General features: G+C 49.7%; 24 protein-coding genes. 22 read left to right on the top strand and 2 right to left on the bottom strand.

Translation table 11 applies throughout. The annotated features are described in order from the left end of the window. Nucleotide 1: 1 nt before the first annotated feature. Genes flhF through AC5SV9_RS03425 form a run of 13 tightly spaced genes read left to right on the top strand, consistent with a single transcriptional unit; the run spans nucleotide 2 to nucleotide 11,794 of the window. Nucleotides 2-1,384, top strand: coding sequence for a flagellar biosynthesis GTPase FlhF (gene flhF, locus AC5SV9_RS03485; protein WP_475152709.1), 1,383 nt, complete (start codon nucleotides 2-4; stop codon nucleotides 1,382-1,384). Beyond that, nucleotides 1,377-2,255 (top strand): MinD/ParA family protein, encoded by an 879-nt coding sequence (locus AC5SV9_RS03480; protein ID WP_134053812.1) that lies wholly within the window; start codon nucleotides 1,377-1,379, stop codon nucleotides 2,253-2,255. The genes flhF and AC5SV9_RS03480 overlap by 8 nt, the downstream gene beginning before the upstream one ends. Further along, nucleotides 2,252-2,971, top strand: a complete 720-nt coding sequence (locus AC5SV9_RS03475; RefSeq protein ID WP_134053814.1) for an RNA polymerase sigma factor FliA — start codon at nucleotides 2,252-2,254, stop codon at nucleotides 2,969-2,971. Before AC5SV9_RS03480 ends, AC5SV9_RS03475 begins: the two co-directional genes overlap by 4 nt. 52 nt (nucleotides 2,972-3,023) lie before the next feature. Continuing rightward, complete coding sequence (gene cheY / locus AC5SV9_RS03470; RefSeq protein WP_206109480.1) at nucleotides 3,024-3,395, top strand: chemotaxis response regulator CheY; 372 nt, start codon at nucleotides 3,024-3,026, stop codon at nucleotides 3,393-3,395. A 25-nt stretch (nucleotides 3,396-3,420) separates the two neighbouring features. Further along, the gene (locus AC5SV9_RS03465) at nucleotides 3,421-4,173 is read left to right on the top strand and encodes a protein phosphatase CheZ (protein WP_475152711.1); all 753 of its coding nucleotides are present in this window, start codon (nucleotides 3,421-3,423) and stop codon (nucleotides 4,171-4,173) included. A gap of 15 nt (nucleotides 4,174-4,188) precedes the next feature. Further along, nucleotides 4,189-6,336, top strand: a complete 2,148-nt coding sequence (locus AC5SV9_RS03460) for a chemotaxis protein CheA (protein WP_475152713.1) — start codon at nucleotides 4,189-4,191, stop codon at nucleotides 6,334-6,336. A 12-nt stretch (nucleotides 6,337-6,348) separates the two neighbouring features. Further along, the gene (locus tag AC5SV9_RS03455) at nucleotides 6,349-7,491 is read left to right on the top strand and encodes a protein-glutamate methylesterase/protein-glutamine glutaminase (protein ID WP_475152716.1); all 1,143 of its coding nucleotides are present in this window, start codon (nucleotides 6,349-6,351) and stop codon (nucleotides 7,489-7,491) included. Beyond that, a complete protein-coding gene (locus tag AC5SV9_RS03450) occupies nucleotides 7,484-8,227 on the top strand; it encodes a flagellar motor protein (protein WP_475152719.1) in 744 nt (247 codons plus the stop codon). The genes AC5SV9_RS03455 and AC5SV9_RS03450 overlap by 8 nt, the downstream gene beginning before the upstream one ends. A 5-nt stretch (nucleotides 8,228-8,232) precedes the next feature. Further along, nucleotides 8,233-9,222, top strand: a complete 990-nt coding sequence (locus AC5SV9_RS03445; protein WP_475152721.1) for a flagellar motor protein MotB — start codon at nucleotides 8,233-8,235, stop codon at nucleotides 9,220-9,222. A gap of 1 nt (nucleotide 9,223) precedes the next feature. Beyond that, nucleotides 9,224-10,006, top strand: a complete 783-nt coding sequence (locus AC5SV9_RS03440) for a ParA family protein (RefSeq protein ID WP_134053826.1) — start codon at nucleotides 9,224-9,226, stop codon at nucleotides 10,004-10,006. Then, complete coding sequence (locus tag AC5SV9_RS03435; RefSeq protein ID WP_475152724.1) at nucleotides 10,003-10,818, top strand: chemotaxis protein CheW; 816 nt, start codon at nucleotides 10,003-10,005, stop codon at nucleotides 10,816-10,818. Before AC5SV9_RS03440 ends, AC5SV9_RS03435 begins: the two co-directional genes overlap by 4 nt. Before the next feature lie 29 nt (nucleotides 10,819-10,847). After that, nucleotides 10,848-11,342 (top strand): chemotaxis protein CheW, encoded by a 495-nt coding sequence (locus tag AC5SV9_RS03430; protein WP_475152727.1) that lies wholly within the window; start codon nucleotides 10,848-10,850, stop codon nucleotides 11,340-11,342. Then, nucleotides 11,342-11,794: a DUF2802 domain-containing protein gene (locus tag AC5SV9_RS03425; RefSeq protein WP_273020833.1), complete on the top strand. Its 453-nt coding sequence runs from the start codon at nucleotides 11,342-11,344 to the stop codon at nucleotides 11,792-11,794. Before AC5SV9_RS03430 ends, AC5SV9_RS03425 begins: the two co-directional genes overlap by 1 nt. Before the next feature lie 37 nt (nucleotides 11,795-11,831). Here the strand turns inward: AC5SV9_RS03425 and AC5SV9_RS03420 are convergent, their stop codons facing one another. Then, nucleotides 11,832-12,137, bottom strand: coding sequence for an EscU/YscU/HrcU family type III secretion system export apparatus switch protein (locus AC5SV9_RS03420; RefSeq protein ID WP_475152729.1), 306 nt, complete (start codon nucleotides 12,135-12,137; stop codon nucleotides 11,832-11,834). 8 nt (nucleotides 12,138-12,145) lie between these two features. Continuing rightward, entirely contained in the window at nucleotides 12,146-13,984 is a 1,839-nt protein-coding gene (locus tag AC5SV9_RS03415) for a flagellar hook-length control protein FliK (protein ID WP_475152730.1), read from the bottom strand. 67 nt (nucleotides 13,985-14,051) lie between these two features. Here AC5SV9_RS03415 and ccmA point away from each other — a divergent pair, with 67 nt between their 5' ends. Genes ccmA through ccmI form a run of 9 tightly spaced genes read left to right on the top strand, consistent with a single transcriptional unit; the run spans nucleotide 14,052 to nucleotide 21,029 of the window. Beyond that, complete coding sequence (gene ccmA, locus AC5SV9_RS03410) at nucleotides 14,052-14,750, top strand: cytochrome c biogenesis heme-transporting ATPase CcmA (RefSeq protein ID WP_475152733.1); 699 nt, start codon at nucleotides 14,052-14,054, stop codon at nucleotides 14,748-14,750. Then, on the top strand, nucleotides 14,744-15,409 hold the full coding sequence (gene ccmB / locus AC5SV9_RS03405; protein WP_475152734.1) for a heme exporter protein CcmB: 666 nt from the start codon (nucleotides 14,744-14,746) through the stop codon (nucleotides 15,407-15,409). The genes ccmA and ccmB overlap by 7 nt, the downstream gene beginning before the upstream one ends. A 1-nt stretch (nucleotide 15,410) precedes the next feature. Next, entirely contained in the window at nucleotides 15,411-16,145 is a 735-nt protein-coding gene (locus tag AC5SV9_RS03400; protein ID WP_134053842.1) for a heme ABC transporter permease, read from the top strand. Nucleotides 16,146-16,147: 2 nt separating this feature from the next. Beyond that, nucleotides 16,148-16,348, top strand: coding sequence for a heme exporter protein CcmD (ccmD, locus tag AC5SV9_RS03395; RefSeq protein ID WP_475152736.1), 201 nt, complete (start codon nucleotides 16,148-16,150; stop codon nucleotides 16,346-16,348). Then, nucleotides 16,348-16,848, top strand: coding sequence for a cytochrome c maturation protein CcmE (gene ccmE, locus AC5SV9_RS03390; RefSeq protein WP_475152739.1), 501 nt, complete (start codon nucleotides 16,348-16,350; stop codon nucleotides 16,846-16,848). The genes ccmD and ccmE overlap by 1 nt, the downstream gene beginning before the upstream one ends. After that, nucleotides 16,849-18,807, top strand: a complete 1,959-nt coding sequence (locus tag AC5SV9_RS03385) for a heme lyase CcmF/NrfE family subunit (protein WP_475152742.1) — start codon at nucleotides 16,849-16,851, stop codon at nucleotides 18,805-18,807. Then, nucleotides 18,800-19,372: a DsbE family thiol:disulfide interchange protein gene (locus AC5SV9_RS03380; protein ID WP_475152744.1), complete on the top strand. Its 573-nt coding sequence runs from the start codon at nucleotides 18,800-18,802 to the stop codon at nucleotides 19,370-19,372. Before AC5SV9_RS03385 ends, AC5SV9_RS03380 begins: the two co-directional genes overlap by 8 nt. After that, nucleotides 19,369-19,836 carry a cytochrome c-type biogenesis protein gene (locus AC5SV9_RS03375; protein ID WP_475152746.1) on the top strand — a complete coding sequence of 156 codons (468 nt, stop codon included), beginning with the start codon at nucleotides 19,369-19,371 and terminating at the stop codon, nucleotides 19,834-19,836. The genes AC5SV9_RS03380 and AC5SV9_RS03375 overlap by 4 nt, the downstream gene beginning before the upstream one ends. Next, nucleotides 19,833-21,029: a c-type cytochrome biogenesis protein CcmI gene (gene ccmI / locus AC5SV9_RS03370; protein ID WP_475152748.1), complete on the top strand. Its 1,197-nt coding sequence runs from the start codon at nucleotides 19,833-19,835 to the stop codon at nucleotides 21,027-21,029. The genes AC5SV9_RS03375 and ccmI overlap by 4 nt, the downstream gene beginning before the upstream one ends. Nucleotides 21,030-21,032: the final 3 nt, after the last annotated feature.

Raw genomic sequence — 21,032 nt, 5'->3', positions numbered from 1 at the left:
GATGAAAATCAAACGTTTTGTCGCAAAAGATATGCGCACAGCCTTAACTGAGGTAAAAGAGTTTCTTGGCCCGGATGCTATTATTCTGTCAAACAAAAAGGTCGCTGAAGGCGTCGAGATTGTTGCAGCGATAGATCAGGAACCGGTACCCGCGGCTAAGCCCGTGCCTGCAGCGCAGCCTCGGCCTGAACCGCGCTTCAGCGCTACTGTGGATGATGATGACGAAGCGCAAGCGCCGGCAGATTCGCTAAAAGCCTTGTTAGCCCGGCAGATGATAAAGCAACAGGTGACACAAAATGCCACCGCTAAACCGGCTGTAAAATCTGCAGCGCAGGAAGCGCCGCGTGCGGCTCAATTTGAGCGTCAAACTTCTGGCGCGGCAGCAAGCGCTAATACCGTTCAGCTAACAGAGCTGACTAAACTTCAGGAGCAACAAGCGAAGTTAGTGCAGCAGCAAATGGATGCTATGCGCAGCGAAATGTTGTCCATGCGCCAGTTATTACAGCATCAGGTATCAGGTTTAATGTGGCAGGATCTGGCTCGACGTGAACCCGTGCGGGCGCTAATTATCGAAAACCTGCAGCAATTAGGATTGTCTGAACAGGTTGCTGATCAGCTGGCGTGTTTTATGCCGGAAGAGCTAAACAGTGCAGATGCCTGGGAGGCAGCTTTAGAGCTGCTTGGCGGACAACTGAGCACAACCAATGACGATATATTGCGCCGTGGTGGGGTGGTTGCGTTGGTTGGCCCGACAGGTGTCGGGAAAACGACAACGGTTGCTAAGCTTGCGGCAGAGTTTGCCAAGCGCCATGGCGCCGATCAGGTGGCCCTGATTACCACGGATAGTTATCGGATTGGCGCTTTTGAGCAATTAGCGACATTTGGCCGGATAATAGGTTGTCCGGTAAAACTGGCAAAAGACAGTGATGAGCTGGCGCTGTTAATTAATCAGTTACAACAACGCAAACTGATATTGATAGATACTGCAGGTATGAGCCAGCGCGATGTACGTTTGGCTGAAAAACTTGCCAGCCTGATGCATAATAGTCGTGTCAAAATAAAAAGTTATCTGGTATTGTCTGCGACAGCGCAGGCAAGGGTTATGCAGGAAAGTGTCACCCATTTTAAACGTATTCCGTTGTCTGGTTGTATTTTCACCAAACTTGATGAATGCTTAAGTTTAGGTGAAGTGATCAATGTGGCTATTGCAAATGCGCTGCCGGTAAGTTACTTGACGAATGGCCAGCGTGTCCCTGAAGATATAGCTGTTGCTGATGCACAGAAGCTGGTGCAGCAGGCAGAGAAATTACGAATTGCACAAAGTAGTACGGTTCACCAGTGGTATAACGACCAGATGAGCCGCGCGGACGGAACCTATGCATAGTCATGACAATACCGATGATCAAGCCAATGGCCTGAGAAGAATGAATAAGCAGATGGTAAAAGTAATATCAGTTACCGGTGGTAAAGGCGGCGTGGGTAAAACCAACGTTACGCTGAACCTTGCCATGTCGCTGGCCCAGCTGGGAAAGCGCGTGCTGGTGCTGGATGCAGATTTGGGCCTGGCTAACTGTGACGTTATGCTGGGGCTTCGGGTAGAAAAAAACTTATCGCATGTACTGGCGGGCGAGGCCGAGCTGGATGATGTGATCATCGACGGCCCTTTTGGTATTAAAATTATACCTGCCACGTCCGGCTCTCAGAATATGACAGAGCTGGCGCCAGCTGAACATGCAGGGCTTATCAGAGCCTTCAGCGAATTACAGACGCCTGTTGATGTCTTGTTAGTTGATACAGCAGCCGGTATTTCCGATATGGTGCTGAGTTTCTCCAGAGCCTCACAGGATGTGATGGTTGTGGTTTGTGATGAGCCATCCTCGATTACGGATGCTTACGCCCTGATGAAGATCCTCAGCCGTGACCATGGTGTCGAAAAGTTTAAGATAGTTGCCAATATGGTGCGCAGCCTGAAAGAAGGCCAGGAACTGTTTGCGAAGTTAACCAGAGTAACTGATCGCTTTTTAGATGTCAGTTTAGAGCTTGTGGCGACCATTCCTTACGATGAAAATGTGCGTAAAGCAGCACGTAAACAAAAAGCCTTTGTTGAAGCATTCCCAAAAACACCAGCCAGCATGGCGGTGAAGAGTCTGGCATTGAAAGCTGCAAAATGGCCATTACCTGCTACTGCGTCCGGGCATCTGGAGTTTTTTCTGGAACAGCTGGTTCAACCTCACATTGATCGGGGGATAGCGTGAACAGTAAAATTGCAGCTTATGGTGGTGTTGACCATATGCAGCAGTTGGTCGAACGCCACGCCCCTTTGGTTAAACGCATAGCTTACCATCTGATGGCGAGACTACCAGCTAGTGTGTTGGTCGATGATTTAATTCAGTCAGGTATGATTGGCCTGATAGAAGCAGCGAAAAACTTTGATGGCAGCAAGGGTGCCAGTTTTGAAACTTTTGCCGGTATCCGTATCCGCGGCGCTATGCTTGACGAAATGCGCAGAGGGGATTGGACTCCCCGCTCTGTACATCGTAACGCCCGTTTGATCGCGGAGACCATAGCAGAGCTTGAGGCTTTGTATGGTAGAGACATAAAAGATAGTGAAGTTGCTGAAAAACTTGATATATCTTTGGATGAATACCATCATATGCTAAGTGATATCAGCAGTGGCAGAATCATCGGGATAGAAGATCTTGGTGTTTCAGAAGATGTGCTGGTAACCTCTGGTGATACTGACTCAGATCATTTATATGAAAGTCAGGCAAGCGAAAGCTTTCATCAGGATTTAGCAAAAACAATCAGTAGTTTACCTGAGCGTGAAGCATTAGTGCTTTCGCTGTATTATAATGACGAACTAAACTTGAAGGAGATCGGGGCAGTGCTTAATGTCAGTGAGTCCCGGATCAGTCAAATCCATAGTCAGGCATTGGTCAGATTAAAAGCCAGAATGCAGGATTGGTTGTAACCTATTCTGAGATAACAGTAATATCTCGTCGGAGGGGATTTTGGATAAGAACATGAAAATTCTTGTGGTAGATGATTTTTCAACCATGAGACGCATAATAAAAAATCTGTTACGTGACCTTGGCTTTACAAATGTATCTGAAGCAGACGACGGTAGCACAGCGTTGCCTATGCTGCAAAACGGTGATTTCGATTTCGTGGTAACTGACTGGAACATGCCTGGCATGCAAGGTATTGATTTACTTCGGGCAATTCGAGCAGACGCCAAACTAAAACATATTCCGGTGCTGATGGTAACGGCTGAAGCGAAGAAAGAGCAAATCATTGCTGCTGCGCAGGCTGGGGTGAACGGTTATATTGTAAAACCTTTTACTGCCGCTACGCTGCAAGAGAAGTTAGCTAAAGTGTTTGAACGGATTGGCTAATCGTAACTGACAAAGGAGCGTTGCCATGTCCGCAATTACGGAGCCTTTAATTTCACTGGAGCAGGCCAGGGAGTTAGTCCAACTGCTGGAGATGGGAGAAAACGAGTCTGCCAATGAGTTGGTACAGCAGTTGGCTGTACCTGGTTCTTCTGAATTGTTTGCAGAAGTTGGCAAACTCACCCGTCAATTGCATGATTCACTTAAAAATTTCCAAATTGACCCTTCGTTAAACAACTTGCTCGAGGAAGATATTCCCGATGCAAAAAAACGGCTTAATCATGTTATAGACATGACAGAGCAAGCCGCTAACCGCACCATGGATGCAGTGGAGTCTTGCTTACCTATTGCTGATCAGCTGACACAACAGTTAGGCAAAATACAGCCACAGTGGCAGAAGCTGATGCAGCGTCAGATGCAACTGGGTGAGTTTAAATCGCTTTGCCATAATCTTGATGGTTTTTTTCAACAGGCAAACAATGACTCGAACACTCTGAATTCATTGCTGACAGATGTGCTGATGGCTCAGGATTATCAGGATTTGACCGGGCAGATATTGCGTAGGGTAATCGAGCTTGTTCGTGAGGTTGAGGAAAGTCTGATTGGCCTGCTGACCGCATTTGGTCAGTCGAGCCTGATGGTTCAGACTGAAGCTAAACCTGCGAAAAGCAAACCTAAGGCCCACGAAGCCGAAGGGCCTATCATTGACGCTGCAGAGCGCGATGATGTTGTGAGTGGTCAGGATGACGTTGATGATTTGTTATCCAGCTTAGGTTTTTAACAGAGGTGTCTTTGCATGAGCTTTGATATGGATGAGGATATACTGCAGGACTTCCTGGTAGAGGCCGGTGAGATTCTGGAATTACTGCAGGAGCAACTGGTTGAGCTGGAGAATAATCCGGACGACGCGAATTTGCTGAATGCCATTTTCCGGGGTTTCCATACGGTGAAAGGTGGAGCAGGGTTTCTGTCATTAACCGAGCTGGTTGATGCCTGTCATGGTGCTGAAAACGTTTTCGATATTCTGCGTACTGGCAAGCGCCGTGTTACACCAGAGCTGATGGACGTTATTCTGCAGTCGCTTGACAGCATCAATGCCATGTTTGTTGAAGTGCAGAACCGTCAGCCCCTGACGCCCGCATCTGCTGCTATTCTTGATGCACTGCACTACTACAGTGAACCTGAAGCTGCGGGTTCTCCTCCTCCTGCTGTAGCTAAAGCTGAGCCGGCAAAACCAGAGCCTGCTCCGGCACCTGTCGTTCAGCCATCCTCTGCCGGTAATGTTGATGATATTACTGAAGAAGAATTTGAGCAGATGATGGACGAACTGCACGGTAAAAATAAAGGACCGGCTGTTACAACATCAGCACCTGTGCCGAACTCTGCACCCGCAGCTGATGGCGGTGACGATATCACTGATGATGAGTTTGAAGCTATTCTGGACCAGTTGCATGGCAAAGGGTCTTTTATTCCTGACACCGCCGCTAAGCCATCAGCTGCAGAGCCGGCAGCAAAGGCCAAAGCGGACGATGAAATTGATGATGCTGAGTTTGAAGCTTTACTCGATCAATTACATGGTAAAGGCCAGGGGCCGGCCGCTGCGCCTGCGCCAACGCCAAAATCTGTTTCATCAGAACCTTCAGCTGCAGCAGTAAAACCTGCCCCAGCAGAGCCTAAGGCTGCGCCGGTGCCAGCGCCTGCAGCAGATAAAGCCGCAGCGGCTCAGCAGGCTGCTCAGGCTGAAACAACTGTCAGGGTTGATACTAAGCGGCTTGACCAAATTATGAACATGGTCGGCGAGTTGGTATTGGTACGTAACCGTTTGGTGAGTCTGTCTGGCACAGTACAAAGCGAAGAAATGAGTAAAGCCATTTCGAATCTGGATGTGGTTACTGCAGACATTCAGGGCGCGGTCATGAAAACCCGGATGCAGCCAATTAAGAAAGTATTTGGCCGCTTCCCCCGGGTTGTACGCGATTTAGCGCGTTCACTGCAAAAAGATATTGAACTGGTGCTGGAAGGTGAAGAAACTGATTTAGATAAAAACCTGGTAGAAGCGCTGGCCGACCCGTTAGTTCACTTAGTACGTAACTCGGTAGACCATGGCATTGAAATGCCGGATGTGCGGCAGAAGGCCGGTAAGAAACGTACCGGTACAGTTAAGCTAGCTGCTGCTCAGGCTGGTGACCATATTTTGCTTACTATCCATGATGATGGTGCCGGCATGGACCCGGAAAAGCTAAAAGGTATTGCAATCAAGCGCGGTATTCTCGACAGTGATGCCGCAGGACGAATGTCCGATACAGAAGCTTTTAACCTGATTTTTGCGCCTGGTTTTTCAACCAAAGAGCAGATTTCTGACATATCCGGCCGCGGCGTAGGTATGGATGTGGTTAAGACCAAAATTAACCAGTTAAACGGTACTGTGCATATTCACTCAAAAATGGGCGAAGGCACGTTACTGGAAATTAAAGTGCCGCTGACATTGGCCATCTTGCCAACACTGATGGTTGTCGTTGGAAAGCAGACTTTTGCATTACCACTTGCTGGCGTCAGTGAGATCTTCCATCTGGATTTGAACAAAACCAATGTGGTAGACGGGCAACTTACTGTGGTGGTGCGCAACAAAGCTATTCCGCTGTTCTTCCTGGAGCACTGGTTGGTCAAAGGCTCTGATAAGAAGCGCCGTCGTGAGCAGGGCCACGTGGTTATCGTGCAAATAGGCACCCAGCAGGTTGGCTTCGTTGTCGACTCATTGATCGGACAGGAAGAAGTTGTCATTAAGCCTCTGGACGCGCTACTTCAGGGCACGCCGGGTATGGCGGGGGCAACCATTACGTCCGATGGTGGTATTGCACTGATCCTGGATGTACCTAACCTTCTGAAACATTACGCGAAGAAATCAAAGATCAAGTTTGATCGCTTCAATAAAGTGAACGCCTAAGGAGAAAAACCTATGGCGATAAAGGTGTTAGTGGTTGATGATTCAAGCTTTTTTCGTCGTCGTCTGACAGAAATTCTGGCGAAGGACGGCGATATTGAAATCGCAGATACCGCTAATAACGGCCGTGAAGCTGTTGAAAAAGCGTTAGCGCTAAGGCCTGACGTTATCACGATGGATGTTGAAATGCCGGTGCTTGACGGTATTTCTGCCGTGCGTGAAATTATGCAGCAGCAGCGTATTCCCATTCTGATGTTTTCATCTTTAACACATGAAGGGGCAAAGGCAACGCTTGATGCACTTGAAGCTGGCGCGGTCGATTTCCTACCGAAGAAGTTCGAAGACATTGCACGCGATAAAGATGAAGCAGGCCAGTTGCTCAGGGACAGAGTCCGGGCAGTTGCCCGTAAACGGCAACTCGGCAGAACAACGTTTTCAAGTTCTTTAAGCCAGCGCTCAGAGCCTGCGACCGCTCCCAGGCTAAGCGAGCGGCCCGCATTAACACGCAGTACATTTGAGCGACCAAAGCTGAGTGAGCGTGTCAGCTCTTCAACTACGCGTTTTCAGGCCAGTGGTAAACAGTACAAATTAGTGGCTATTGGTACCTCGACCGGCGGCCCCGTAGCATTGCAGCGTATTATCACCGCACTACCGGCTGATTTTCCGTTACCTATCGTGCTTATTCAGCATATGCCGGCTGCATTCACCGGGGCTTTTGCCCAGCGCCTTAATTCATTGGCGAAAATTGAAGTGTGTGAAGCAAAGGATAATGATGTGCTCCGGCCTGGCGTAGCCTATCTGGCACCAGGTGGTAAGCAAATGCTGATTGAGGGCAGTGAACGCGACGCCCGCCTGAGGGTTAAAGAAGATGACTCGCCACGTATAACGTTTAAACCCAGCGTGGACATTACGTTCGCGACAGCTGCTAAAGTATATGCCGACAAAGTACTGGCAGTTGTTCTGACCGGAATGGGCGCCGACGGCAGGGAAGGTGCACGTTTGCTTAAGCAAACCGGTTCAAGAATATGGGCGCAGGATGAAGCCAGTTGTGTGGTCTATGGTATGCCTCAGGCAATTGCTGCCGCCGGACTGATGGACGTAGAGGTTGGTCTTAATGACGTCGCATCGCGTCTAATAACGGAAGTTGCAAATGGATAAGCTGGCTGTCAGCGGTTTTTTGCTGGCGATACTGGCGGTTGCAGGCGGCTTTGTTATTGAGGGCGGCAGCCTTACCACTTTGCTGCATTTCCCTGCGTTTCTGATTGTATTTGGCGGCACCATAGGTGCGGTTATGTTGCAAACGCCGGTTAGTCAGTTTCAGCTGGGGCTGAAAATGCTGCCTTGGGTGATAAGACCGAACCATATACCTCTGCAGCACACTGTTGAGCGCATTGTGCATTGGGGAAGCGCGGCACGTGGCAGCGGTTTTCTGGCACTTGAAAATGATGCATTGGCAGAGCAAGACCCATTTTTACATCGCGGTCTTAACCTGCTGGTCGACGGTGTAGAGCCCAGTGCTTTGCAGGATACGCTGGATGCAGAATTAACGCTGGAGCGCGAGCGTTTGTTACGTGGTGCCCGTATCTTTGAAGCCATGGGCGGCTATAGCCCAACCATTGGTATCGTTGGTGCAGTCTTGGGGCTTATTCAGGCGATGGCCAATATTTCTGAACCGGAATTACTTGGCACGGGGATCGCGACTGCATTCGTCGCTACAATTTACGGTGTAGGTTTTGCCAATCTGGTGTTTATTCCTGTTGGTAATAAATTAAAGAGCCTGGTGCACCAACGCACTTTATATCATGAACTGATAATCGAAGGTCTGGTGTCTATCGCTCATGGTGAGAACCCCCGAAATATCGAGCGTAAACTGTCTGCTTATCATCCGGGATAACGCCTATGTATCGTCATAAGCAAAAGCATTCACAGGTAGAGCCAGAACAACTGGACAGGTGGCTGGTGTCTTATGCCGACTACATGACATTAATGTTTGCGTTGTTTGTGGTGTTGTATGCGATGGCGATTGTTAAAGAAGAACAATACAGCGTATTGGCCGACAGCCTGACCCGGATGTTTGAAAAGCCGGAGCAATCTGGTACCGGTGTACCCGGGCAGTCGGTACTAACAACGCCGACAGCACAGAGTGAATTCGATCTTTATGGCAGCTCACTCGAACAGGCTAAAGGCCCTGAGTTGGTGGCAGATGCTACCCGTCTTTCCGATGTTTCCGAGCGTTTGCTCGGTAGTCCGCTGCAATCGGTAGAACAGCAATTAACAAAGGCATTAGCCAATTTGCTGGAGCAGGGGCTGGCAAAGTTGCAGCAAGACCAGAACTGGTTAACTATTGAATTAAGCAGTGGCCTGTTGTTCGCCAGTGGCAGCGCAACTGCGACGCAGTCAGCCACAACGCTGCTAACTGAAATTACCCGGGTAATTAATCCTATCAATAACTTTATCCGGGTGCGCGGCTATACAGACGATGAACCTATCAACAACGAATTATTTTCTTCAAACTGGGAATTATCGGTTAGCAGAGCGACTTCTGTACTGAGGTTACTGGAACAGTTAGGTACTGCTCCGCAACGTCTGGCAATTGAAGGTTACGGCCAGTATTATCCATTTGAACAGAACGACAGTGCAGAGGGGCGTGCGGCAAATCGTAAAGTGGTGATCGCAATATCCCGTTACGGCTATCAGCCGCCAATGTCGTCAGAAAACAGCGATACACCAAGCCGTACTGAAGATGCCGGTGTTTTACAACGGCAGCTTGAGAAAGTGTCACAGCAAGACGGCAGCATTAAAGTGATAGCCTTACCCGGCGGCGGCATCCGTATTACTACGCGTGAAGACAACCCAGATGTCGTTCCGCCAGAACAACAGGAACCCTGAAGTGGTTATTTGGACAGTTGCAAATCAGAAAGGTGGTGTAGGTAAAACCACCACTACTGTTACGCTAGGAGGCTTGCTGGCACAACGAGGCTATAAAGTCTTATTGGTCGATACCGATCCGCATGCCTCACTAACTTATTACTTTGGTATTGATGCAGAAGAGCTGGAAGTGAGTGTGTACGATATCTTTATTCGCGGTAAAGATATCAGCAGTGAGGAGATCCTGCAGTCGCTGTGTCCAAGTGGCATGGCAAACCTGGATATACTGCCATCTTCTATGGCTCTGGCGACATTGGACCGGTCTCTGGGTAGTAAAGGCGGCATGGGCCTGATGCTGAAAAAAGCTTTACAAAAGATCAAGAAAGAATATGACTATGTGCTGATAGATTGTCCACCGGTAATGGGTGTGTTAATGGTTAATGCCATTGCGGCCTGCGATCGGATCCTGATCCCGGTGCAAACCGAGTTTCTGGCATTGAAAGGTTTGGAAAGGATGATAGCAACGATGGCGCTAATGCGTACTTCTCAGCAAAAGGAGTATGCCTATACTATTATCCCTACTATGTATGACAAGCGCACTAAGGCATCTTTGGAAGCTTACAAAGAGCTGAAAGCAAAATATCAGGACAGGGTATGGTCAGCGGTAATACCGGTCGATACCAAGTTCCGCGATGCCAGCCTGGCACAGACACCGCCAAGTGAGTTCGCATCTGCATCTCGCGGTGTTTTTGCTTACAACACGCTGTTGACTTATCTGTTGCAGCTGACGCCGGAGTCAGCATGAGCAACTTAATTGCCAGTCAGAAGGTCATGCAGCATTATCTGGCTGCTTTGTTAACCGAAGAAGAGCAAACAGAACAGGTTGTACTTGCGGAACAGAAAAAGCAGCAGCTAAATGAGCTGTTGTCGCAGGCAGTGGTTTCGACCAGTCCTGCAGTGACAAAAACACCGGCTCAGCCAGATACGAAAGCTCAGGTTAAAACGGATACAGAGGCAAAAGCGCTTGCCGCGTTAAAAGAGCGCTTTGCTGTCGCAGAAAAAACGCAGCAATTACAGCAACGCGATGTACCGGTGGCAGAGCGTTTAGCCACGCCGGTTAAAGCAGAGCCGCAGCCGCCTCAGGTTGTTGCACCTGTGCTGAAAGATTATCGTCAGGGGAAATTTCAGGCGCTGTTTTTTGATGTGGCAGGTTTGAAAGTTGCGGTACCGCTAAAAGAACTTGGCGGTATTCATCAAATGGGTAAAATTAGCAGCCTGATCGGTAAGCCTGAATGGTTTAAGGGCGTGATGCTGTATCGTGAGCAAAAAATCAATACAGTAGATACCGCTTGTTGGGTCATGCCAGAAAAGTATGACGCCATGCTTCAGGAAAAGCTAAACTATCAGTATGTTATCATGCTGGGTAACAGCGACTGGGGATTATGCTGTGAAACATTGATTAATACCTATGTGCTGGAACAGGATGACGTGAAGTGGCGTGAAGTTGGTGGCAAAAGGCCCTGGATGGCCGGACTGATAAAAAAACATATGTGTGTATTGGTCGATGTTGACGCTATGATAGATTTATTAAACCGTGGTCTGGATATCAGTGCCTAAACGGGAAGGTTTTAATACAGGAGCTGTGCATGAGTAATTTAACCAAGCAGTCTGCTAAAAATAGTGAATCCGCAGACACTGTGTTGCAATGGGTCACATTTAAACTGCAGGAAGAAACCTACGGTATCAATGTAATGCAGGTGCAGGAAGTATTGCGTTATACCGAGATTGCACCGGTACCCGGCTCGCCAGACTATGTATTGGGTATCATTAATTTGCGCGGTAACGTGGTCACGGTTATTGATACCCGTTCGCGTTTTGGCCTCGAACCTGCAGAAGTTACTGAAAACAGCCGGATTGTTATTATTGAAGCCGAGAAGCAGGTTATTGGTATTCTCGTCGACAGCGTTGCTGAAGTGGTTTACCTGAAATCTTCTGAAATTGATACTGCGCCGAACGTAGGCACAGAAGAAAGCGCGCGCTTTATTCAGGGGGTGTCAAACCGTGAGGGTGAGCTGTTGATCCTGGTTGACTTAAATAAACTACTCAGTGACGAAGAGTGGGAAGAGATCAGCTCGATCTGATGACGACGATGTGGCTTGCTGTAACAGTTCAGGCTGTGTTGCTACTGGTGTTGATGCTAGCTTGTTACCTATGGGTACGCAGCCTGAAGCAACGCACCGCAGGGCAGCTTGAGCTACTGGAAAAACGCATTGATTTCAGTGCCCGGCAACAGGAGCACGCGAAGCTTGAAGTGGAAGAGTTGCGTGCCGGCATCATTGGTGTCGGGCAGCGGGTGTTACAGCTTGAATCAACTCTGACTCAACTAAACAATCAACTCAGCTCTTCGTTGCGGGAGTTGTCTGACAAGCAACAAGCGATGGAAATGACCGACCCTGAGTCCAAAATATACAGCCGGGCGATGAAAATGGTGCAGCTGGGCGCAGATTTGGATGAAATTATGCGCGAATGTGAATTACCCCGAGCAGAAGCTGAATTGCTGTTTAATCTGCATCAGCAAAAAAGACAGTTATAGCAGAATTTCTAAATACATATTAAAAGCACTAGCGCTTTTATGTTTTAAAATCAATGCGTTGGTGTATGTTGTGCCAGTCTTTTGGGAATTTCCCCTGTAGCACGTACGAAAATGCGATTAATTCGGCTATCACAATATAAAGCTGAGGTGGTATTTGTTCGCCAAGTTCAAGCTGGCTAAGCAACTTACTTAATTCTTCGTCCTGATGTATCAATACGCCATGTTGCCTGGCCAGCGCAACGATATCATCGGCCAAATCGCCATGGCCTTTTGCTGTTACCGTAGGAGCCTGTTTACCGGCATATTGCAGCGCTGTTGCGGTTTTATATTTATCATCAGTCATGTTTATCATTACACCTTTATTGCCAGCAAACTATTGGCCCGTGGCAACAGCGTATCCGGAATTTTGCCCAGTACGCATTCTGCTTCACTGACAACCAGGCCTTGCATAGTACAACGGTCTTTCAGAATAGGTAAGAAGCGGTCTGCCAGCTGCTTTGCCTCTTGCTGCTCAGTATAAAATTGCAACTGCAGCTGCTGTTGTTGCAGTTTGGCAACCACCAGCAGTGCTCCCAATTGCTGCAGTTCAAACCGCATCGTCAATTGCCATTGTGTCTCTTTTCCTGGCTGCTGTTTGCCGTCGGCCTCACGTTGTTCTAATTGGATCTGGCTAAATACCGACTGCTCCCCCTGTTGTAGCGGCAGCTGCAACAACAGATGCTGTTGGGTGGCCTGATTACTGTCAAGTGTCGCCAGTTGGCTTTGCTGTAAAGTACTGCTATGGCTGGCCAACTGCCGCAGCAGGCTGCTGGCCTGCGCAGGTTCCAGGGTATTAATCAGCTGCGCCAGTTTTTGGTTAGCAGGTTGCAGTGCTGCATTTTGAGGTTTTTGCATCAGATGGCCCAGCAGTAACTGGATTGCTACCGCCAGTGCACCGCCGGTGGTTTGAACATTTGGCTGATTTTGCAGTGGCTGAAACTGTAGCAGGCTTTGCAGCTGAGAGACAAGTTGAGTAGCAGATAAGACTTTACTGCTATCCGGTTGGCTTTGTCTGACCAGTTGCAGCACCTGTTGCACCGGCTCTGGCAGTTCAGGCAAATCGGCCAACAGATCAGCGTGGGCAGACAGCAATGGCAACAGATTGCGCCAGGCTTGCTGCACTACCTGCGGCAGGCTGTTAGCACCAGTTTGCGGTTTCGCTGTTGTGGTTTGACTGCTTGCCCCGGGCGCAACAAACTGTATTGCACGATTACTATCCTCTGGCGATACAGAAAGTTGCAGCTGGGCTTTTTGAGGGATCAGCTGTAACTGCAAAGGTTGAGCAGATGGCTGTAGTTGTACCTGATAGCTGCCGGATAAATCGGGACGCGCAGCAATCACAGGTTTCAGTATTTGCATGGCCGGATGCTGGCTATTGGCTGTGCTCAGTTGCAGTTGATTAAAAGCCTGAACCAGCTGCCGCATAAGTGCCAGCTGCTGAGGTTTATCCAGTAAAGTGACACCTGGCGGCTGGCCTTGCGCGGCGCCAAGTAGCAGGTTTGTACTGAGCGTCTTGTCATGACTTGTCAGCTGCAGCACCACGGTCAGCTGCTTTGAATGACTGCCTGCCAGCGCAGTTGCCAGGCTGCTTTGAGCATCAGTTTTCAGCTGCAGGGGTGGTAGAGTGGGTAATTGCACCTGATAGTTGTTGCCCTGAGTTTGTAGTTTGGCTGTTACCAGGGCAGCGCTGCTGTTGCTATCGCCACTTTTAACTAAAGTGGCTGCGTTTTGGCTGCTGAACAGTGCAATCAAAAGTGCCCTTAAGTGTTGTGGTTGCAGTGTCAGCGTAACGGGGGCAGTGCTGCTTTGCAGACTAAGTTTAATCTGGCCATCCGGTTGAGGCTGAAACTGCACCTGTACCGGCACTTTTTGCTGCCTTGTATGGTGAGCAAGTTGTTGCTGTGTCGCTAGATTTTGCATCTGTTCAGGCAGACTGCGCTGCACCAGTTGTTGCAGTGAAGTTGAGGCTGATGCCGGTAAATCTATCTGCAATGCGCCGTGCGCTGAGGGAAGTTGCAGACGAAAACCATCACTGCTGAGCTGCTGGATCTGCCCCTGATACACCTGTGCAACAACCAGTTTAAGCGCTGATGTGTCTGCAGGGGCGCCTGATGCCAGTTGTGATAGCTTATCCAGATTGATCTGGTTCATATTTTTACCTGTTTTTCCTTCACTCTGATACCGCGCTGCATTCGTATTATGCCGTCAGTATGGTAATATGCGCCCAATTTTTACTGTCGTCGATAGCCAGAGATTAGTGAGCACACCACAACCTTATCCCGTTCCAACCGACGAATTGCTGTTGCATGGCGCTGGCCTGTGTTGTATCCGCCAGGACCGCGTGCTGTTTGAGCAGCTGGATTTCAGGGTGCATGCCAGCGAATTAGTTCAAATCGCCGGAAAAAATGGTGCAGGCAAAAGCTCATTGCTGCGTATTCTGGCCGCCCTTGTTGCACCTGATGATGGCGGCTTGTATTACCGCCAACAGCCTCTAACCGCGGCAAGCAGCGATTATGCCGCTAATCTTTGTTATATCGGCCACCAAAGTGGCATTCATGAGCAATTAACTGCACTGGAGAACCTCAGCTTCTGGCGCTCAGCCTCGGGTATAGCTAAGGCTGATGATTTCGCTTTGCTGGCTGAGCTTGGCCTGGCGGGGTTGGAGGATATTCCCTGTAGAATGTTGTCGGCAGGGCAGCAGCGCAGGGTGTCACTGGCCCGGTTATGGTTTACCAGACGCCAGTTGTGGATATTGGATGAACCCTTCACGGCGTTAGATCAAACGGCTATAGCAATGCTGCAGCAACATTTTGCAGAACATTTGCAACAAGGTGGCGCCATAGTGCTGACCACGCATCAAAGCCTCAGCATGGCATTTGCCAGACAAACCACACTGGAGCTGGCATACCGATGGTAGCACTGAGTACTTTTGTTAAGCGTGAGCTGCGCTTGCTGGCGCGGCAAAAAGCAGACTGGCTGAATCCGGTTCTGTTTTTTGTCATAGTGCTGAGTTTGTTTCCGCTGGGCGTCGGGCCAGAGCCTAATATGCTGCGCCTGATGGCGCCCGGTATTGTCTGGATTGCCGCTCTCTTGAGCGTACTTCTGGCTGCGGAACGGTTGTTTAAAGATGATTATCGCAATGGGGTAGTTGAACAACTGGTGGCAGCACGTCAGCCATTACTCAGTTTTGTGCTGGCCAAGCTTTTTACTAACTGGCTTAGTACTGGCTTACCACTGGTGCTGCTATCGCCACTGGTGGCATTACTCCTGAGTATCAACAGTGCAGAGTTTGTGGCGATGTCACTGACGCTGTTACTGGGAACACCTCTGCTCAGTCTGCTCAGTGTTATGGGCGCAGCCTTGACGGTATCTGCCGACAAAGGTGGTATTTTACTGGCACTGCTTATCCTGCCGCTGTATATTCCTTTGCTGATTTTCGCCAGCTCTGCAATGGAAGCTGCGGCAATGGGGCTGCCTTATCACGGGCAGCTCGCTATTATGCTGGCCATGTTATTGTTTGCAATGGCGCTGATCCCGTTGGCGGTGATTAGCGCACTAAAACTGAATGTGAGCTGATATGTTTAAGTGGTTGCATCCTTATGCCAAGCCGGAAACCGTATACCGGTTGTGTGGGCGTTTTTATCCGTGGTTAATGCTGTCAGGTGTGGCCCTGTTAGCCTTAGGTAATATCTGGGGGCTGGCATTTACACCGCCTGATTATCAGCAGGGCGACAGTTACCGTATCATCCATATTCATGTGCCATCTGCCATTATGTCGATGGGTACATACTCTGCCATGGCGATTGCCGCTTTTATTGCGCTGGTATGGCAGGTTAAGGTGGCACAATGGTCAGTTACTGCGATAGCACCGATAGGTGCTGTATACACCGCTATTGCTCTTATTACCGGTATGGCATGGGGCAAACCAATGTGGGGCACCTGGTGGGTTTGGGATGCCAGACTGACATCAGAGCTGATTCTGCTGTTTTTGTATTTAGGCGTTATTGCTTTAAGCGGTGCTTTTTCTGATCGCCAGACCGGCGCAAAGGCAGCTTCTTTGCTGGCGGTGATTGGTGTTATTAATCTGCCGGTGATCCATTTCTCTGTAGAATGGTGGAACACCTTGCACCAGGGCGCGTCTATTACAAAGTTTGCCAAGCCGTCTATCGACCCGAGCATGCTATGGCCGCTGTTAATCAGTATTCTGGCATTTAAGGTGTTGATGCTGGCTTTGGTGTGCCTGCGGCTGCGAACTGCCATATTGCAAAACGAACAACACCGGCCCTGGGTTAAAGCGCTGGTAGAGGAATAGCGATGTATTTTCAGTCAATGACAGAATTCTGGGCAATGGGCGGTTATGGCCTTTTTGTTTGGTTATCATTCGGAATTACCTACGCCCTGCTGGCCGTGCTGACAGGTTACAGCCATTATCAGCATAAGCAGTTCAAGCGACAGTTGTCAGCCCGTCTCGCCCGCGAGCAACGTGTAAAGCAGTATCAGGAGCAAGTTAAATAATGCAACCCAGACGTCAGAAGCGGTTAGCCGCGGTAATACTGGTTATCGCACTGTTAACAGGCGCAGTAGCGGCTATGTTATACGCGCTGCAGCAGAATATTGATTTGTTTTACACTCCATCTCAGTTGGTCGACGGGCTGGGTAAAGACAAAGTAAAACCCGTTCCCGGCCAGCGTTTGCGCATTGGTGGTATGGTGGTGCCTGGTTCTGTACAGCGCGATCCTAATTCGCTCAAAGTCAGTTTTGATCTGGTCGATACCGGGCCATTGGTACGCGTGACATACGAAGGTATATTACCGGATTTATTCCGTGAGGGGCAGGGTATCGTTGCCCAGGGCATCCTGGTTGATGCAACCACTATTGATGCCAGTGAAGTGCTGGCAAAACATGACGAAGAATATATGCCGCCTGAAGTAGCAGAAGCGATGAAAGGCATTAAGCATGTGCCGCCATCGCAGCAGACAAGCAGCGAAGCGCAAGTAAAAGAAGGACGTTATTAAATGATCGCTGAAGCCGGTCAACTGGCCCTTACTTTTGCCTTTGCCTTATCGCTGCTACTGGCCATTGTGCCACTTTACGGCAGCTTTACTGCCCGGCAGAATATGTTGTTGCTGGCCAAACCCCTTGCATTTGGCCAGTTTATATTTAGCTTTTTGGCGATGGCTGCATTGGTGTATGCATTTCGTACTAACGATTTTACTGTTATCAATGTTGCACAAAACTCCAGCTCTACGCTGCCCTGGTATTATCAGATCACGGCCAGTTTTGGTTCACATGAGGGGTCAATGCTGTTGTGGGTATTGATGCTGGCAGGCTGGACTGCACTGGTAGCGCAATTTTCCAAAGCATTGCCGCTGCTGCTGCAAGGCCGGATTTTAGGTATTTTGGGCCTTATAAGTGCTGGTTTTATTGCGTTTTCGCTGTTTATGTCAAACCCCTTTGCCCGCAGCTTGCCATTTTATCCGGTAGAAGGGCGTGATCTGAACCCGCTGCTGCAGGATTTCGGCATGATCATGCATCCACCTACTTTGTATATGGGTTATGTCGGTTTTGCGGTTGCGTTTGCTTTTGCGCTGGCGGCGCTGATCAGTGGCCGTTTTGACAGTGTATGGGCGCGGTGGGTAAGGCCCTGGGCACTGTCAGCCTGGTTGTTTCTGACACTGGGTATTATGCTCGGTAGCTGGTGGGCCTACAATGAACTGGGCTGGGGCGGCTGGTGGTTCTGGGACCCGGTTGAAAATGCTTCTTTTATGCCCTGGCTTGCCGGTACTGCACTTATTCATAGCCTGGCGGTGACTGAGAAGCGCGGTACTTTTAAAAGCTGGACAGTGCTGCTGGCTTTAGCTGCATTTGCGCTAAGCCTGGTTGGTGCCTTTTTGGTGCGCTCCGGCGTGCTGGTGTCGGTGCATTCTTTCGCGACAGACCCGGGCCGCGGCCTCTACCTGCTGGCGTTTTTACTGGTGGTAGTCGGTGGTTCATTATTGCTCTACGGCAGCAGGATGAACTCCGTGCGCAGCCAGGCCCGTTATCAGCTGTTTTCACGGGAGATGTTGCTGTGGGGTAATAATATTTTCTTGCTAACTGCATGTCTGATAGTGTTTCTTGGCACTTTATTCCCGCTGTTTCATAAAGAACTGGGGTTAGGCTCTATTTCTATAGGCGAGCCATTCTTTAACCAAATGTTTTATTACCTGACGATACCCTTTGCTTTGCTACTGGGTCTTGGCCCCTGGGTACGCTGGAAGCAGCAGCAAGTGCTGCCACTCGTGCGCCCGCTTGGTTTAGTTGCTGTTGCCGCACTAATAGTGGCACTGGGCGTTCTGGCCAGTATGCAAAGTGTGCAAGCGAACCTGGCGCTGCTGGGGATGCTGCTGGGAGCCTGGGTGGGGATATCTGCTCTGGCTGAAGTGATGCTACGTGCACGCCAGTTCGGTTCAGTCAGTAAAGGCCTGACCAAGCTGAACGCCAGCCATTATGGTATGACAGTGGCACACATTGGTTTTGCTGTATTGGTTATTGGCGTGGCGATGACTAAAACCTATACCATAGAACGTGATGTACGCATGCAGGAAGGCGATACAGCAGAGGTCGCCGGTTATCAGTTCACGCTGACGGATGTGTATGATCTGAACGGACCGAATTATGGTGGTCAGGCGGCAGAGCTTGATGTGCGCCAGAACGGAAATTTTGTAACCCACCTGCATGCTGAAAAACGCTTTTACCGTATACAGCGCACTGTGATGACAGAATCTGCGGTGCATGCACGTTTAAGCCGGGATCTTTACGTATCGCTTGGCGAAGAATTGCCTGACAACGCCTGGGCGCTTCGAATTCAGGTTAAGCCTTTTGTACGCTGGGTTTGGCTTGGCGGCCTGCTAATGGCATTTGGCGCCCTGTTGGCATTGGCTGATAAGCGCTACCGGCGCAAAATAACTGATCCGGGAGTAAGCCATGCGTAAAGTACTGTTTTATGTGCCGCTGCTGGCATTTCTGGCATTGGCTCTGTTTTTATTAAGCGGACTTTTTTCCGACCCGCGCGAGCGGGAGTCTGCCAGTCTGGATAAAGCGCTGCCCAATTTTGCGCTGGCTGATTTAATGCAACCCAACACCATCTGGACACCGGAAAAGTTAAAGGGTGAAGTATATCTGTTAAATGTCTGGGGTACCTGGTGCCCAACCTGTAATGCTGAACTTGGTTATCTTAGCGAACTACGTCAGCAGGGGGTTAAAATCGTTGGCCTGTACTATGAGCTGCCACGCGATCCGGCGTTTGACCCGCCGTTCGATTTAGCCGCACTGCAACAGGAAGTACAGCAGAAACTGCAGCAGCAGGGCGACCCTTATCAGTTTAATATGCTTGACCTTACGCGTAGTGTCTCGCTCGATCTGGGAGTAAGCGGTGCACCTGAAACCTTTATTGTCGATGCCGACGGTATAGTCAGAGCGCACCACATTGGCGATATTAATCCGGCGGTATGGCGCAGTAAACTGGCACCGCTTTATCAGCAGTGGAGCAGCCAATGAAAGCATTGTTAGCTGTGCTGTTGTTGTGCGCCGGGCTATTCAGCAGCGGGCCTTGGGCAGAGGAAGTATTACAGTTTGATAATGATGCACAGCGCGATTTATATCAGCAACTTACTGCTGAGTTACGCTGTCCGCAATGTCAAAACCAGAATATTGCCGACTCGCATGCGGTTGTTGCAGTGGATATGCGGGAAAAAACCTATCAGTTGATCCGCGAAGGCAAAGACCGGCAGCAAGTGCTGGATTATATGATTAACCGCTACGGCGACTTTGTGCATTATCTGCCACCGGTTAATCGTTACACCTTGTGGCTTTGGTTGTTACCACTGTTGATGTTACTGGGGCTGATAGCGGTTGGTGTGTTCCGTCGCGCGCAGCAAAGTAAGCAAATGCCGCAAGACACAGCAGGGAACACCGCCGCTGAGCTGGACCAGCTTATTGCCCGTTACCGGAGTAAAAAATGATAATTTGGCCTGTATTTGTTGCAGCGTTAAGTATGCTGTTGCTGACAGCATTATGTTTGTTCTGGCCCAGAAAAACTGTACACAAAGCGCAACAAACCGTGTCTCAACAATTTGAAGAACGGTTACAATTGCTGGCATTGGCACGTGATGGTGGCGAGCTGGCAGAGCAAGACTTTGACAGTGCTGCCGAGGAGTTGAAAAGCCAGTTTTTACAGCAGCACGCAACTAATAGCTTACAAGGCAACAGCAGTTGGCGGCTGCCGGCAGTGCTGTTACTGATTGTTGCCGGTCTAGTTGGCGCGGTCTACAGCGTCAGCGGGCATTATCAGCAGTTGCAGGAGTGGCAGCTGGCACAGCAGAATCTTAAACAATACGGTGAGCGGGCGCTGTTGAACCAGGGAGAGCCGCTGTCAGAGCAGGAGGTTGAACGCTTCGCGCTGGCGCTGCGTACCCGTCTGGCGAATGAAGGCGATGATGCAGTGGCCTGGATGCTGCTTGGCCGTATACGTTTATCGCAAGGTGCGCTGGAGCAGGCTGTGGACGCATTTGAGCGGGCCTTGTTGTTAACTCCTGAGCGTACACCTTTGCTGCTTAGCTACGCCCAGGCACAGATACTGCTGGCTGATGACAATAGCTTAGCCCGCGCCGGCCGCGCGGTGGCCCGGGTATTGAGCAAAGAGCCACAGAACAGCGATGCGTTGTCGATGATGGCATTAATTGCTTATGAAAAAGGTGATTTTAAAGAAGCAACAACAGCCTGGCAGCTGTTGTTGAAACAACTGCCACAAGATGACCCAAGATATGAAGCTGTGCAACAAAGGTTGCAGGAGCTTGGCGCGGATGTTCAGGTTGCCGGCCGCTACATTACGGTGCAATTGTATGTGGCGCCGCAGCTGAAACAGGCTAACCCGGATGCCAGTCTGTTTTTATTTGCCCGGGCCAAAGAGGGTGTGGGGTTGCCGCTTGCGGTACAGCGTATTCCGTTGCCGGAAGGTAACATAGAGTTGCAACTGACAGAGCAGATGGCGATGCAACCAGGCTGGAGCCTGGCCAATGCTGATCAGGTTGAAGTCGTTGCCCGTATGTCTTTGTCAGGTACTGTTGAGCAGCGTCCGGGCGATATTCAGACTGTATCGGATGTATTAAACTTCACCGAGCCCGGCTTAACCATTTCTTTAACCCTGGAGCCCTGATAT

Source organism: Rheinheimera sp. ATLC3 (assembly GCF_059429535.1).
Note: the sequence above shows the minus strand (reverse complement) of the source record. Positions and strands in the feature narration are given on the sequence as shown.

Coding starts and splice junctions, on each gene's coding strand:
- flhF (WP_475152709.1), top strand. CDS start 2: ATGAAAATCAAACGTTTTGTCGCAAAAGATATGCGCACAGCCTTAACT.
- AC5SV9_RS03480 (WP_134053812.1), top strand. CDS start 1,377: ATGCATAGTCATGACAATACCGATGATCAAGCCAATGGCCTGAGAAGA.
- cheY (WP_206109480.1), top strand. CDS start 3,024: ATGAAAATTCTTGTGGTAGATGATTTTTCAACCATGAGACGCATAATA.
- AC5SV9_RS03465 (WP_475152711.1), top strand. CDS start 3,421: ATGTCCGCAATTACGGAGCCTTTAATTTCACTGGAGCAGGCCAGGGAG.
- AC5SV9_RS03460 (WP_475152713.1), top strand. CDS start 4,189: ATGAGCTTTGATATGGATGAGGATATACTGCAGGACTTCCTGGTAGAG.
- AC5SV9_RS03455 (WP_475152716.1), top strand. CDS start 6,349: ATGGCGATAAAGGTGTTAGTGGTTGATGATTCAAGCTTTTTTCGTCGT.
- AC5SV9_RS03450 (WP_475152719.1), top strand. CDS start 7,484: ATGGATAAGCTGGCTGTCAGCGGTTTTTTGCTGGCGATACTGGCGGTT.
- AC5SV9_RS03445 (WP_475152721.1), top strand. CDS start 8,233: ATGTATCGTCATAAGCAAAAGCATTCACAGGTAGAGCCAGAACAACTG.
- AC5SV9_RS03435 (WP_475152724.1), top strand. CDS start 10,003: ATGAGCAACTTAATTGCCAGTCAGAAGGTCATGCAGCATTATCTGGCT.
- AC5SV9_RS03430 (WP_475152727.1), top strand. CDS start 10,848: ATGAGTAATTTAACCAAGCAGTCTGCTAAAAATAGTGAATCCGCAGAC.
- AC5SV9_RS03425 (WP_273020833.1), top strand. CDS start 11,342: ATGACGACGATGTGGCTTGCTGTAACAGTTCAGGCTGTGTTGCTACTG.
- AC5SV9_RS03420 (WP_475152729.1), bottom strand. CDS start 12,137: ATGACTGATGATAAATATAAAACCGCAACAGCGCTGCAATATGCCGGT.
- AC5SV9_RS03415 (WP_475152730.1), bottom strand. CDS start 13,984: ATGAACCAGATCAATCTGGATAAGCTATCACAACTGGCATCAGGCGCC.
- ccmA (WP_475152733.1), top strand. CDS start 14,052: ATGCGCCCAATTTTTACTGTCGTCGATAGCCAGAGATTAGTGAGCACA.
- ccmB (WP_475152734.1), top strand. CDS start 14,744: ATGGTAGCACTGAGTACTTTTGTTAAGCGTGAGCTGCGCTTGCTGGCG.
- AC5SV9_RS03400 (WP_134053842.1), top strand. CDS start 15,411: ATGTTTAAGTGGTTGCATCCTTATGCCAAGCCGGAAACCGTATACCGG.
- ccmD (WP_475152736.1), top strand. CDS start 16,148: ATGTATTTTCAGTCAATGACAGAATTCTGGGCAATGGGCGGTTATGGC.
- ccmE (WP_475152739.1), top strand. CDS start 16,348: ATGCAACCCAGACGTCAGAAGCGGTTAGCCGCGGTAATACTGGTTATC.
- AC5SV9_RS03385 (WP_475152742.1), top strand. CDS start 16,849: ATGATCGCTGAAGCCGGTCAACTGGCCCTTACTTTTGCCTTTGCCTTA.
- AC5SV9_RS03380 (WP_475152744.1), top strand. CDS start 18,800: ATGCGTAAAGTACTGTTTTATGTGCCGCTGCTGGCATTTCTGGCATTG.
- AC5SV9_RS03375 (WP_475152746.1), top strand. CDS start 19,369: ATGAAAGCATTGTTAGCTGTGCTGTTGTTGTGCGCCGGGCTATTCAGC.
- ccmI (WP_475152748.1), top strand. CDS start 19,833: ATGATAATTTGGCCTGTATTTGTTGCAGCGTTAAGTATGCTGTTGCTG.